General features: G+C 65.9%; 13 protein-coding genes and 1 tRNA gene. 12 read left to right on the forward strand and 2 right to left on the reverse strand.

What is annotated here, in order from left to right:
• Nucleotides 1-6 precede the first annotated feature (6 nt).
• The 9 genes from RIE32_07705 to RIE32_07745 all read left to right on the forward strand — a co-directional run bounded on the left by RIE32_07705 (nt 7) and on the right by RIE32_07745 (nt 6,556).
• Nucleotides 7-888 carry a hypothetical protein gene (locus tag RIE32_07705; GenBank protein ID MEQ9096132.1) on the forward strand — a complete coding sequence of 294 codons (882 nt, stop codon included), beginning with the start codon at nt 7-9 and terminating at the stop codon, nt 886-888.
• The gene (locus RIE32_07710) at nt 885-1,448 is read left to right on the forward strand and encodes a hypothetical protein (GenBank protein ID MEQ9096133.1); all 564 of its coding nucleotides are present in this window, start codon (nt 885-887) and stop codon (nt 1,446-1,448) included. The genes RIE32_07705 and RIE32_07710 overlap by 4 nt, the downstream gene beginning before the upstream one ends.
• Nucleotides 1,445-2,062 (forward strand): hypothetical protein, encoded by a 618-nt coding sequence (locus RIE32_07715; GenBank protein MEQ9096134.1) that lies wholly within the window; start codon nt 1,445-1,447, stop codon nt 2,060-2,062. Before RIE32_07710 ends, RIE32_07715 begins: the two co-directional genes overlap by 4 nt.
• A 10-nt stretch (nt 2,063-2,072) precedes the next feature.
• On the forward strand, nt 2,073-2,621 hold the full coding sequence (locus tag RIE32_07720; GenBank protein MEQ9096135.1) for a hypothetical protein: 549 nt from the start codon (nt 2,073-2,075) through the stop codon (nt 2,619-2,621).
• A 145-nt stretch (nt 2,622-2,766) separates the two neighbouring features.
• Nucleotides 2,767-3,246: a type II secretion system protein gene (locus tag RIE32_07725; GenBank protein MEQ9096136.1), complete on the forward strand. Its 480-nt coding sequence runs from the start codon at nt 2,767-2,769 to the stop codon at nt 3,244-3,246.
• 7 nt (nt 3,247-3,253) lie between these two features.
• On the forward strand, nt 3,254-3,712 hold the full coding sequence (locus tag RIE32_07730) for a prepilin-type N-terminal cleavage/methylation domain-containing protein (protein MEQ9096137.1): 459 nt from the start codon (nt 3,254-3,256) through the stop codon (nt 3,710-3,712).
• On the forward strand, nt 3,709-4,650 hold the full coding sequence (locus tag RIE32_07735) for a prepilin-type N-terminal cleavage/methylation domain-containing protein (GenBank protein ID MEQ9096138.1): 942 nt from the start codon (nt 3,709-3,711) through the stop codon (nt 4,648-4,650). The genes RIE32_07730 and RIE32_07735 overlap by 4 nt, the downstream gene beginning before the upstream one ends.
• The gene (locus RIE32_07740; protein MEQ9096139.1) at nt 4,647-5,276 is read left to right on the forward strand and encodes a hypothetical protein; all 630 of its coding nucleotides are present in this window, start codon (nt 4,647-4,649) and stop codon (nt 5,274-5,276) included. The genes RIE32_07735 and RIE32_07740 overlap by 4 nt, the downstream gene beginning before the upstream one ends.
• Nucleotides 5,273-6,556 carry a hypothetical protein gene (locus RIE32_07745; protein MEQ9096140.1) on the forward strand — a complete coding sequence of 428 codons (1,284 nt, stop codon included), beginning with the start codon at nt 5,273-5,275 and terminating at the stop codon, nt 6,554-6,556. The genes RIE32_07740 and RIE32_07745 overlap by 4 nt, the downstream gene beginning before the upstream one ends.
• A 39-nt stretch (nt 6,557-6,595) precedes the next feature.
• Here RIE32_07745 and RIE32_07750 read toward each other — a convergent pair whose 3' ends face one another.
• Both RIE32_07750 and RIE32_07755 read right to left on the reverse strand, forming a co-directional pair.
• Nucleotides 6,596-8,164 (reverse strand): HD-GYP domain-containing protein, encoded by a 1,569-nt coding sequence (locus RIE32_07750; GenBank protein MEQ9096141.1) that lies wholly within the window; start codon nt 8,162-8,164, stop codon nt 6,596-6,598.
• Nucleotides 8,161-8,577, reverse strand: a complete 417-nt coding sequence (locus tag RIE32_07755; protein ID MEQ9096142.1) for a response regulator — start codon at nt 8,575-8,577, stop codon at nt 8,161-8,163. The genes RIE32_07750 and RIE32_07755 overlap by 4 nt, the downstream gene beginning before the upstream one ends.
• 142 nt (nt 8,578-8,719) lie before the next feature.
• Here RIE32_07755 and RIE32_07760 point away from each other — a divergent pair.
• The 3 genes from RIE32_07760 (at nt 8,720) to RIE32_07770 (ending at nt 13,366) form a co-directional block, all read left to right on the forward strand.
• A tRNA-Ser gene (locus RIE32_07760) sits at nt 8,720-8,806 on the forward strand.
• Between the two features lie 177 nt (nt 8,807-8,983).
• Entirely contained in the window at nt 8,984-11,158 is a 2,175-nt protein-coding gene (locus RIE32_07765; protein ID MEQ9096143.1) for a GC-type dockerin domain-anchored protein, read from the forward strand.
• Nucleotides 11,159-11,188: 30 nt separating this feature from the next.
• A complete protein-coding gene (locus tag RIE32_07770; protein MEQ9096144.1) occupies nt 11,189-13,366 on the forward strand; it encodes a GC-type dockerin domain-anchored protein in 2,178 nt (725 codons plus the stop codon).
• Nucleotides 13,367-13,391: the final 25 nt, after the last annotated feature.

Raw genomic sequence — 13,391 nt, forward strand, 5'->3', positions numbered from 1 at the left:
GCAGTCATGGGCTCGATCCGTACAGGCCTGGACATCACCCCCACCACGATCACCGCGGCTCAAGTCAGCCTGACCCGGCGCGGGTGGTCGTTGCGTTGCAGCGCGAGCATGGCTCGTCGCTCAGACGACGGGGACGTGACCTCGGAAGAGGCGATCGAGCTCGAGTCACTGCTGTTTCGACATGGGTTTGCGCCTGCCCCATGCGTGATCAATGCGCCCGAGGCGGCGCTGAAGACGACGACCCTGGAGCTCCCGCCGGTTACGTCGGGCGCGCCCGTCGACCAACTCGCGCGGGCCGAGTTCGCGCGTCGGAGCAAGATGGAGGCAGGATCATTCGAGCTGTCGTATTGGGCCCTACCCACGCCGGGGCGGGCCGTTCAGGCAATGGCCGTTGGATGCGATATTGCCACGACCGACCAGGTTATCGAATCGCTTGAATCCGCCGGCTTGGGCGTGGCGGGCGTCGATGATCCCTCGCGGGCACTCGGACGCGTGCTGGCCGGCGCGCCGGCGGCCGCCACCGTGCGGGTTGGCGCACGGCTTGAAGACTGGGGCACCCGCATCGTCGTCCTCCACAACAGCACCCTCCTGTATGCCCGAACGCCCACTGGCTTGCGGCTGGACGGCGAGTACGGCGAGATGGAAGTCGCTCGACGGCTGGCGACCGAGATCGAGGCCTGCATCGCCTTTGCGCGACATCGATCGCGTTCGCACGCTCCGGCGGCAATCAGCGTGCTGGGCGCAGCAAGCACACGCGCCACGATCATGGAGGCCATGTCGCGACGCTTCAGCCAGGCCTTGGCTCAGCCGCTGGATGGGCGGGGGCAGGAGATCGACGGAACCCTTGCCGGCGCGATCGGCCTTGCGCTCATGGAGGATCTGGCATGATGGGCACGAACCTTCTGCCACAACACCGCGTCAATGCGCGCCGCCTCCGACGTTGCATCTCGGCATGGACGGGTACGCTCGGCTGCCTCGGCCTGCTGGTCGGCGCCGGATTGGTTGCTGCCCTGGCGACGCGTGCGCAGCCGCCCGCGATGCCCGCGGGGCTGACCCAGCAAGCCGAATCGCTCGAAGCCGAATTGCAGGCCACACGGGAGGAGATCGCCATCCTCAAGGCCACGCGGATGGCCCGGAACCGGGCGGCGGCGTCGCTTCGGTGGGATCCGCTCCTGGACATCATCGCCGCGCACACCGGAACAGACGTCCGCCTGCAATCGATCAACGTGCAACCCCGTCGTGGCCTCACGGGCACGTGGTCGCTGTCGATGGCAGGGAGCGCCGCCACCAAGCAACACGCCGCCGACCTGGCGGCACGCTTGGATGCAACCGGGCTGTTCGAGAGCGTTCGGCACGCCGTCACGTCGCCAAGAACGCCCAGCGATCGACCCGGCTTCTCGATCGAGTGCGTCATTGCGCCCAAGGCAACGACAGGAGGCGCCCCATGAGCCAGGCGCCGAACCACAAGCCAGTCCATACGCGCATCATGCCAGGCCATATCCATGGTCTGGGTGCAGTGGGCCTCCTCACACTCGGGGGCATTGCGTACGCGTTTGGCATCTCGCCGTCGTTACGCGCAGAGGCCCAGGCCGCCGCTCAGCGAGAGGCCATCGTGCGGGCCGGTGAACGCGTGCGAGCGCTGCGGCAGGATCTCGGCGACGCGCAGGTCGAGCTCGACTCGCTGGAGTCCGTGGTCGGCGACGGACCGCTGGAAAGCGAACGACTGGTGGGCCGGCTGACGGAGGTTGCCGCGGATTTCGGCCTGACGCCCATGGGTGTGGATCGCTCAAGCACCGAGTCAGCGGGCGATCTCGTCCAGACGCGGCTGACGCTCAATGCTGTGGGATCGTTCTCGGACATCGATGCGTTCGTTTCGGGCTTGCGTGCGCAGGTCCCCACGGCGTCGATCGATGGCTTTGCGATCGTACCGGCCCCGATGGAGTCCCAGGGCCTGGCATTGGTGGCGACCGTGCTGGTATATGCGCCCCAGCCGTCAGCCTCGGACGCATCGACCGCGCGAGCCAACGAATCCGCTCGATCGGAAGTCCAGCCGGATCGATAGCTTTGGCGACATGGCACTGAACAAGGAACGCAAGGTACTGCTGGGACTGCTCGGCTCGGCTGGCTTGATCCTGGCCATCGATCAACTCCTGCTGTCGCCGCCCAGTGGCGCGCAAGCGAGCAATGCAAACCCGACTGTGCCGACGCCAGCCGACTCCGTGCCTGCTTCGTCGTCCGATACGTCAACGCCCGTCTCGACGGGCACGGGCCTCTCCGAACAGGCCGCCCGGCAATGGAACGAGAAGCTGCACGCCGCACTGGATGAGCATGAGGTCACGCCCGACCTCGACCCCTTCACCGAGGTCGTCCATTCCGCGGATGACGCAGGCGAAGCGGGCCCGATGTCCGTTGAGGCCTTCCTGAGCCAGCATCAACTCTCTTTGGTACTCCTGAGCGGGGACACCAGCGTTGCGATGGTGAACGGCAAGCCCGTCCGTCTGGGCGAAGAGATCGAGGGTTATCGGCTGATTCGCGTGGATTCGCGCTCGGCCGTCTTCCAGTCGGGGACCCAGACGGCGGAACTGTCGCTGCCGAAGCAGACCAGCGGGGGCACGCCATAAGCAGAGCGTGCGGCTTGTAGTGATTATGCGGGCCGGATTCGTCGATCAGTTGCTCGTGCGGAGTGGATTCGTGTTCGATTCGTGTCGATGACACAACAGGAAAGCACACCAGGGCCCATCGAGGCTCGTTTCGGAGGTTAGCACCATGGTTGTTGGGATGATGCGCACACGTCGGGCTGGCTTCAGCTTGATCGAGTTGGTGATCGTGATTGCGATCCTGGGAATTCTGGCGGCCGTGGCCGTGCCTCGCATGAGCCGCGGTGCCGCCGGCGCCACGTCTTCGCGACTGCGCGCCGATCTGTCGACGATGCGTAGTGCGCTCGAGCTGTACTACGCCGAGCACAACAACACGTACCCGGCGGTCGCCGACTTCGAGAACGCACTGATCAATCAGTACACCGACGTCGACGGCAACCTGAACGCGACCAAGACGGGCGTGTTCATCTATGGGCCGTACCTGAAGGAAGTGCCCACCATCCAGGTGGGTCCGCAGAAGGGCAATAACGGCGTGGCGGCTGCCGACGCGGCCGGCATCGCCTGGCTGTACAACGAGACGACCGGCGAGATCACGCCCAACACCGGTACCGCGACGGATGACACCGGCACGCTGTACTCGACCTATTGATCCGATCATGACCCGGCGTCGTGGCTTCACGCTTGTGGAGCTCGTCGTCGTCCTGGTGATCATTGGTGCGCTCGCGGGCCTCGCGCTGCCGGCTTACGGCAGCGCGGTGGCCCGGTATCGCTTGCAGTCGGCCGCCCACCAGCTACGGGGTGACCTGGACCGTGCCCTGACGTATGCCAGGGCGACCGGGACGGAGGTAACCGTGCAGTTCGACGCGGCGAACCATCTCGTCACGTTCACGGGCATGCCGGCTGGTAGGGTGGGCGGGCCCGACCTGGTGCTCGACCTGCGATCGGGGCCGATGGACGCCCGGATCAGCGCCGTCGACTTTTCGGGCAACGACTTCTACACCATCTCGGGCTTCGGTGTGCCGTCCTCGGGCGGCAGCGTCACGCTGCGCAACGGCGAGGGCGGCGTGGTGCTCGTCGTCGACGCCGTGACGGGCCTTGCGAGTGCGTCCCCATGATGCACGCCGCCAGACGTGGACTCTCGCTGGCCGAGCTGCTGGTCGCCATGGCCATCAGCACGATCGTGCTTGGCGGCGCAGTCGCGGCAATCGGCATGGCCGGCCGGACCTTCCAGTCGGCAACGAGCGGCTTGCAGGCCACGCCCGCGCTGGATGGCCTGGCGCGGATGTCGGCGGACCTGGAACTGGCGCTTCGGTTCGAGGAACGAACCGCCACGGGCGTGGCCTTCTACGTGCCCGATCGCACCGGTGATGGCGCCCCGGACCTGCTGCGATATGCCTGGGGAGGCAACGACGGCGATCCGATCACCCTCTCGCTCAATGGTTCGCCGGCGTCGACGGTCGTCCCCTCAGTATCAGGCATGTCGCTGGCGTACCTGGTTGCCAGCGTGCCGGCCGATCCGATGTGGGCGGTGCCCACGCCCTCGGTCTCGGACACGAAGGTCTTCGACCGCGGCTACACCGGCAGCGGAACGGTGCACACACTCTCGCTCATGTCGTCGGTGGCGGCCATCATCCAGCCGGTGCCTGGCGGCTCGGACAACCGCTTCCGTGTGACGCGAGCCAAGGTGCGGATGCAGGGCAAGGCGTTGGGAAGCGACGTCTCCATCGCCTTGCACCGGGTCAACATGATGACCGCCAGGCCCGATCCCGCGGCCATTGTGGCGACGACGGTGCGTCAGGCCGACCTGCCCGACACGATGCAGGACGTCGAAGTTGAGTTGCCCAACACGGTGGAGTTCAGCGAGGGCGACTTCATCGCCATCGTGGTCTCCCAGAATCTTGTTACCTCGGCGGGCGAGGTCGCGCTGGAGCCGTCGCCCCAGTACCTCACTGACGGATGGATCGCAACGACCGACCTGCTGGGTCAATGGAAGATCAACGCCACGAAGGACCTGGCGATCCAGGTCTACGCCGAGACGTGGGAGACGCCATGAGCAAGAGACGGGCGACATCGCGTTCGGGCTTCTCGATCATCGAGGCAACACTGGCCACCCTGCTCATCGGCACGACGCTGGTGGCCGCGATGAACGTCTCAGCGGCCGCCCATCGCGCCAGCGCCGACGCGAATCATCGACGCGATGCGTTGCGGTTGGCCCATGTGCTCATGGCCGAGATCATGGCCCATCCCGCCTCGGGCACCGACGCGACCAACGCCGGCGCCGGACCCCGGCTTGCGAACTTCGATCATGTACTGGACTACGTCGGCCTGCGACAGAGCCCGCCGCTGGACATGCAGGACAACCCACTTGCTTCGAATCGCTGGGCGTGGGGCGTGGACATCACCACTCGTGGCAACGAGACGGTCGACACGCTCACGCTCGACCTGCGGATGTATCAGATCGTGGTCTTCGTGGAGTTGCCCGATGGTTCGCGCGTGCAGTTGACCGGGCTGCGATCGTCGTCCGACGCGCTCCAGCGCCCGCCGCTGGTGAATCAGGAGCGCACGGTGCAGGTCCCCATCTCGATCACGCTGCCCGACGGCACAACGCTGACGTCGTCGCCCATGGTGTGGAGCGAGCGAGCGCCGGCCGGGTCCAAGCCCACGCTGGGGGTGCGATGATGCACGCGATCAGACATGTCCGGCGCCGGGGCGCCGCCTATCTCGTCGCTTTGCTTGCCGGCTCGATCGTGACCGTCACGGGCCTTGCCGCACTCTCGCTGGCTAACACCCGCGCGAAGGAGTCGATCCTGACCGATCACGAGGCCGAAGCCCGGCTGCTGAGCCAGTCGGCCCTCGAACACGCCATGGGCGCCATCACTGCTCGATTCGCCAGCGGAGATGACCGCCACGACCTGACGAGCACCTTCCGCAAGGCCGTTCCCTTGAACGACGGTCGCTTTGCATGGCGGATCGGCGAAGTCGATGGCGCGGCGATCAACAACGTCGACGGACCACTCCTACTCCAGGCCGATGGCGAGCGCGGCTCGGCCGATCGACGCCTCGAGGCTTTGTTGGCGCCTTCCGGCCTGCCCATGACCATCCTCGATACGGCCATGTACGCCGGCCGGCACGTCTCGATCAGCTCGGCGGCGTTCCTCAATGCCGACCATGTCGTCGGCGCGAAAGACAACTTCAGTGCCGCGGCCGGCTCCATCAATGCCGACGTTGAAGCGGGCGGCAGCGTCTCGGGCACGGTGTATCTGGGGACCACCACCAGCGGGGCCGACCGGCATGATCTACCCAATAAGCCCGACGTGCTCAACTACTACCAGGGTCTCGGCAGCACCATCAACTTCGACGCCATCGGCTACGACGGCGGTGCGCGCACGCTCCAGAACGTGCTGCTCAGCCCCACCAGCAATCCATTCGGCACACCCAATCCATTAGGCGTCTACGTCATCGACCTCCGCGGCGAGCGGTTCGTCGTCCGCAACATCCGCATCGAGGGCACGCTTGTCCTGCTCAACGCGAATGCCGAGACCATGATCGGCGCGAACGTATTCATGCGTCCGGCGTACTCGTGGCTTCCTTCGCTGGTCGTCGATGGCAACGTGATCTTCGCTTCCAACGGGTCTGGCCCCAGCGAGGCCACGATCGGCGTAAACCTGAATCCGCCCGGTACGCCTTACAACTTCCAGCACGACGACGAGTTGGACGACGCCTACCCCGGTCGGATCGAGGGCGTCGTGTACGCAACCAACGACATTCAGTTTGCCCTTCTCTCGCAGTCGTTCCGCGGCACCGTGATCGCCGATCACGATATCATCATTCGCACGGGCGTGACCGTGAACATCATGTACGATCCGGGCGTCGCGCAGCTTCCGCCGTTTGGCTTCTTTGATGACCAGGGCGGGCTGGCGCTCGACCCATCGACAGTAAACTGGATGCCGATTCCGTAGCGATGCTGCTCCATCGCATCTTGATATCGAACGTCCCGCTCAGGCCGCTGGCCGCTGGGCCGCCGTGCCATCGCCGGCGTTGCCGCCCAGCTTGAGCAGGCGATCGAAGCCCGTGAAGTCGAGCTCGAGGAACGCGCGAGCCATCCGCGGATCGAAGTGCGTGCCCGTGCTGCGGCGGATCTCTGCCAGGACTTCGTCGCGCGACAGCGCCTTGCGATACGCACGGTCGCTGCTGAGCGCGTCGAACACGTCGGCCACGGCCAGGATGCGGCCGAACAGGCTGATCTCTTCGCCCGCGGCTCCGGTCGGGTAGCCCTTGCCATCCCACCGCTCGTGGTGGTGCAGCACGCCGGGCAGAACGTCCTCGAGGCTGGGAATGCCGCGGAGGATGTCGAACCCGATGCGCGGGTGGCGCTTGATCATGTCGAACTCGTCTTCGGTCAGGCGACCCTTCTTGGTCAGCACGCTCTCGGGCACGCCGATCTTTCCGATGTCGTGCAACAGGCCCGCCAGGTGGGCGCGCTCGGCGGTCTCTTCATCGAGCCCGATGGCCAGCGCCAGCTCTCTCGCGCCCCAGGCCACACGCTCAGAATGACCGCGGGTATAGGCGTCCTTGGCGTCGATGGCCGCAGTGAGCGAGCCGACGGTTCCCAGGAACATCGCAACCTGGTCCTCATGGCGACGCAGGTTATCGTGGAACACGCCCAACAGGTCTGCCACGGCGTCGAGGATCTGGATGTCCACGCTGTCGATGGCTTCCTTGCGCCCCTGCTTGTCGCCGCAGATCACCATGCCCACCGTGCGCCCGCGATGCGTAATGGGCTCGACAAGCATCTCGGTGGGAATAAGCGAGCCCATGATGGCGTCGCTCGAATCGATGACGCGCGTCCACGCATCAGCCGGATGCACGCGGGCGTATTCGTTGCAGGCTCGTTCCAGCGTTGCCCTGGAGATCGGAAGGTCCCCCACGATGGTCGTCGAGCCGGCGATGCTCTGGGCGGCGCCGCGGTCCTGGAGCATGATCATCGCCAGCCAGCCATACTTCATGGTTCGGCGGACTTCCTGCACCACGGTCTGCACGACCGTGAGCGGATTGGCGACGTGGTTCATGAATCGCCCGACGAACAGCAGCAGGCTGATATGCTCGTAGCTCTCGGAAAGCTGCTCGCTGAAGGTGCTGATGAGTTCGTCGCGGCTGCGGATGACCTCGTGCTCGCGATCCCAGGCCCATTGGCCCAGGCTCAACAGGTGCAGCGCCGACGCAAGATCACCCGAACCGGTGTCGATTCCGCGCTCCAGCGGGCTGCACTCGGGCACGCCGGCGCGGGCAAATGCTTCGGCCGACACCGCGAGTACGACGTCCGCCTCGCCGCGCGACGTGGCGTCGCTGCCTTGGCTGAAGCCCACCACCCGGATTCCGGGGATCAGGTCTTCGGGCAGGCCATACCCGGGGCCGGCCTGCGCGATCCGCTCCATGCGCAACCGCGTCTCGTCGTCCAGCAGCAGGTCCGCGAGGCCGTCGGGGCAATGCTCGCCCATCGAGAAACCATGCAGCGATGACCACTTCACGTTGACCAGACCGCCGATGTCACCAGCCTGCTCGTTCATGCCGCTTCGCCCATCCGCTCTCGATACGCGCGCAGGTAGTCCGCGGCCAGTTCCAGGAGTTCGGAGGGCCGGAAGGGCTTGCGCAGGATGTGCTCGACGCAGGTGTCGGCCAGTTCGGCCCGGCTGATGCGATGCTCGAGCGCAGTCAGCAGTATGACCGGGATATCCGAGGTCGCAGGATCCTTGGCCAGGCTCTTGACCAGTCCGATGCCATCCATGTAGGGCATCTGATAGTCGCTGATGATCAGGGCCGGCTTGTGCTTCTGGGCGAGCGACAAGGCCGTCCGGCCGTCGGCGGCCGTCAGGATGCGCACGTCGTCGGACTTGAGCTTCCACTCCAACATGAAGCGGATGTGGTGCTCGTCGTCGGCGATCAGCACGGAGGGCAGGTTCTTGGCGCTGGCGTCTTCCACGGAGTCGCCCCTTTCTGCCAGTGGTATCGGCTGTTGTCCGCGGCGGATGGAGCCCGAGTGCCACGCGCCACCGAAACCCGTACGCGTCGACGCGGTTCTCGGGCCTGGGTGCCGCACCTACGCTTCACCGCAGGACATTCCAGGTGCGGTGGCCGAGCGGTTGAAGGCGTTGGTCTTGAAAACCAATGAGCCCGTCAGGGTTCCGTGGGTTCGAATCCCACCCGCACCGTTTCGTTCTCGGACGTTGTTCCATCGGCCCGTCAACTTCCGAGAAGTTCGGGACCACGGGCATCCCCCCGACCAACTCGTGCGGATCGATGAGAGGCAGCGGGCACGCGGTGCGCGCCCGCACGACGCCGGAATCTCGCGGGTGGCCCAAGACCCGATAACCAACAGGAGAGAACCAATGCGCCACGCGTTCGCACAGGCTGCCGCTGTCGCCGCCCTTGTCGCCGTGTCCGGCCTGGCCCAGGCCAACCCCGATTCGACCTGCCGGGCCGACTTGGACGGCGACGGCGAGTTGACCGTCTTCGACTTCCTGGAGTTCCAGAACCTCTTCGATGCCGGCGATCTGGCCGCCGACTTCGACGGCGACGGCGAGTTGACCATCTTCGACTTCCTGGAGTTCCAGAACGACTTCACGCAGGGCTGCCCCGGCGAGCCGATCTCGCTGCAGATGGCCGGCGAGCCGCTGGACGGATATCCGTACTTCGAAGCGACCCGCGCGTTCAACCAAGGCCGCACCGTGCACATGGCCATCGACCCCGATCGCTTTCCGTCGATCGTTGGCGTCACCGGCGACATCTACGTCGTGCAGAGCAAGACCGAACTCGAGTGGGCGACGGACCCCAGCCTGACCGACGTGCGCGGCATGCCGCAGGGTCACACGTTCAGCGCCTTGTCGATCGAAGACGCCGCCGTCGCGTTAACCGGGACCGAGACCCTCGCCGCAGCCAACGGCCTGAACATCTCGACCGGCTACGACCTGGTGGTGGACGTCGATCGCGACGGCCAGCTCGGCGACGGCGACTACATCGACGGGCTGGGCATTCGGCCCGCCGACGCCAACGGGTTCAGCGTCTTCACCGACATGACGCAGATGGGGCCGCTGACGCCCACGATGCTCGACACCAGCACTTCGCGCGGCCCGGTCCGCCTGAACTACCCGGCCGAGTTGGCAAGCGAAGGCCCCTTGCCCATCGCCATCATCGTGCACGGCGGCGGACACGACTACCGGTGGTACGACTACCTGCAGGACCACCTCAGCAGTTGGGGCTGGGTGAGCATCAGCATCCAGAACGACTTCGGCGGCACCGGCAACCGCCCGCTGCTGCAGACCCAGGCGCTCATTGCCGAGCAGCAGACGCTCGCGGGCGGCGTGTTGAACGGGCTGCTGGACAGCTCGCGCATCGTGTGGATCGGCCACAGCCTGGGCGGGCGAGAGGTGGTCATCGGGGCCGAGCGGCTGTACCGCGGCCTGTTCACCCCCAGCAACTACTCGATCGACGACATGACGTTGGTCAGCTCGATCGGCGCCAACAGCGTGGGCGATTTCGGCTCGCTCGTGGCCGATCCCGGGCCGATCAACTTCCACATGATCTGGGGCTCGGCCGACGGTGACCGCAGCGGGGCGCCGGGCCAGCAGACCGTGGCCTTCCGGCACTATGACCGGGCGTTTGGCTACAAGCACTCGACGTACATCCACGGCGCCGACCACAACGTGTTCAACTGCTGCGGCTTCCGCAACTTCACCGGCCCGCCGGAGACCGAGATCGGCCGGCCCGAGGCCCAGCGCATCGCCAAGAGCATCTGGCTTGCGCTGATCAAGCACCACGGCGAAGACAACGGCGACGCCATCGACTACCTCACCCGCGCATGGGATGGCTTCAAGCCCCTGAGCGTGAGCCAGACGACGACGCTCGTGCACATGTACCGTCCCGACCCAGTGGAGATGGACAGCCGCGTCATCGAAGACTTCCAGACCAATCCGAGCGTGAGCCAGAGCAGCTCGGGTGGCCTCGTGACGCTGAATACCTCCAACACCATCGAAGTGCGCCAACGCGACAGCGCCAGCGGCTTCACCTGGACGCCCACCGATCCGGCCAACGGCATGACGTACGCATGGGAGCCCTCGGACACCTCGCGCGGACTGGTCTTTGACTATGACGGTCCGGCGTTCATCGAGTTCGAGGTGCTGCCAAGCCTGGGCAACCTGCTCGGCTACGACCATCTGAGCTTCCGCGTGTGCCAGGGCACCCGTCACCCCAACACGATCGCCGAGCTTGCCCCGGTGACGTTCAACGTCTCGCTCGTCGACGGCAGCGGCGCGACCAGCACCATCCACATCGGCGAATACAGCGCCGGTGCGTCCGAGCCCTACCAGCGCACCGGCCAGGGCACCGGCGTGGGTTGGCAGAACGAGTACAACACCATCCGCATCAGGCTGACCGACTTCCTGGCACAGAACACCGGGCTCGACCTGACCGACGTTTCGGCAATCCGCTTCGACTTCGGTGAGGGCGAGGGCTCGAGCATCGGCCGGCTTGGTCTGGACGAGATCGAGTTCACCGTCGACCCGTAAGATTGAGCACACGAGCAGAGAGGAAACGAGATGCAACCGAAGAAGATTCTCTTGACGCTGGCCGCCTCAGCGCTGCTGACGGCCGCCGGTTCGGCCATGGCCCAGGGCACGTGCCGGGCCGACTTGGACGGTGACGGCGAGCTGACCGTCTTTGACTTCCTGGAGTTCCAGAACCTGTTCGACGCGGGCGACCTAGCTGCTGACTTCGATGGCGACGGCGCACTGACCGTCTTCGATTTCCTGGAGTTCCAGAACGACTTTGTACGCGGCTGCCCGGCCGCTCCGGTCTCGCTGCAGATGGCCGGCGTGCCGCTGGACGCCTACCCGCACTTCGAGGCCACCCGTGCGTTCAACGAAGGCGACACCGTGTACCTGGCGATCGACCCCGATCGCTTTCCCTCGATCCGAGGGGTCACCGGCGATATCTACATCGTCGCCAGCAAGACGAACCTGCAATGGAGCAGTGATCCGTCGCTGAACGACGTGCGCGGCATGCCGCAAGCCCACACCTTCAGCGCCTTGTCGATCGACGGCGCCGAGGTGGCCCTGACCGGCAGCGAGACCCTCGCCGCCGCCGACGGGCTGAACGTCTCGACCGGCTACGACCTCGTCGTCGACGCTGATCGCGACGGGACGCTGAGCGACGGCGACTACATCGACGGCCTGGCCATCGCGCCCGCCGATGCCAACGGCTTCAGCGTGTTTACCAACATCTCCGAGATGGGCCCGCTCACGCCCGTGATGGTCGACAGCAGCAGTTCGCAAGGCGTGCTGCGGCTCAACTACCCGGCCGAGCTTGCCAGCGTGGGCCCGCTGCCCATCGTCGTGATCGTGCACGGTGGCGGCCACGACTATCGGTGGTACGACTATCTACAGGACCAGCTCAGCAGCTGGGGCTGGGTGAGCATCAGCGTGCAGAACGACTTCAGCGGCACCGGCAACCGACCGCTGCGGCACACCGATGCGCTCATCGGCGAGCAGGCGACCATCGCCGGTGGCGTGCTCAACGGGTTGCTGGACAGCTCGCGCATCGTGTGGATCGGCCACAGCCTGGGCGGTCGCGAGTGCAACATCGGATCGGAGCGGCTGAGTGAGGGCAGCTTCACCCCCGCCAATTACAGCGCCGAGGACATGGTGCTGGTCAGCTCGATCGCAGCCAACAGCAGCGGCGGCGGATCGTTCGAGGCCGATCCGGGCGACATTAACTTCCACATGATCTGGGGTTCGGCCGATGGCGACATCAGCGGCAGCCCCAGCAGCTTCGGTGGGCAGACCATCCCCTTCCGTAACTATGACCGGGCCGACGGCTTCAAGCACTCGACCTACATCCACGGCGCCGACCACAACGTCTTCAACTGCTGCGGATTCCGCAACTTCCAGGGTCCGGCATCCACCGAGATCGGCCGGGCCGAGGCCCAGCAGATCGCCAAGGCGACGTGGACCGCGCTCATCAAGCACTATGGTGAGGGCAACGGCGACGCGATCGACTACGTCACCCGCGCGTGGGACAGCTTCAAGCCCCTGGGCGTCATCGATACCACGACGCTCGTGCACATGTACCGGCCGAGCACCATCGACGGCGACAGCCGCGTCATCGACGACTTCCAGAGCAACCCGAGCCTCAGCCAGAGCAGTTCGGGCGGCAGCGTCACCATCGGCGTCGCGAACGCCGCCGAGGTGCGTCAGGAAGACACCAACGGCACCCTGACCTGGACGGGCAGTGAGCCCAGCAACGGCATGAACTATGCGTTCCTGTCGTCAGACGACTCGGCCGGACTGGTGTTCGACTTCAACAGCCCCGCGTTCATCGAGTTCCAGGTGTTGCCCGCGCTGGGCGACGTCTCGGGCTATGACCACCTCAGCTTCCGTGTCTGCCAGGGCACGCGGCATCCCAACACCATCGCCGAACTCGAGCCGCTGACGTTCCACGTCACGCTCGTCGATGGCGCTGGCGCACGGAGCACCGTACACACCGGCGCGTACCAGGCCGGTGCGAGCGAGCCCTACCAGCGCACCGGCGCCGGCACCGGCACGGGCTGGCAGAACGAGTACGGCACCATCCGCATCCGCTTGAGCGACTTCCTCGCGCAGGCCAGCGGCGTCGACCTGACCAACGTCTCGGCCATTCGCTTCGAGTTCGCCCAGGATGGCGGCTCGGCCATCGGTCGGCTGGGGCTCGATGAGATCGAGTTCACGCTCGATCGCTAAGCACCGTCACTGAGCCACTGGTTCA

It is taken from the genome of Phycisphaerales bacterium (genome assembly GCA_040221175.1).
Lineage (GTDB): Bacteria > Planctomycetota > Phycisphaerae > Phycisphaerales > UBA1924 > JAHCJI01.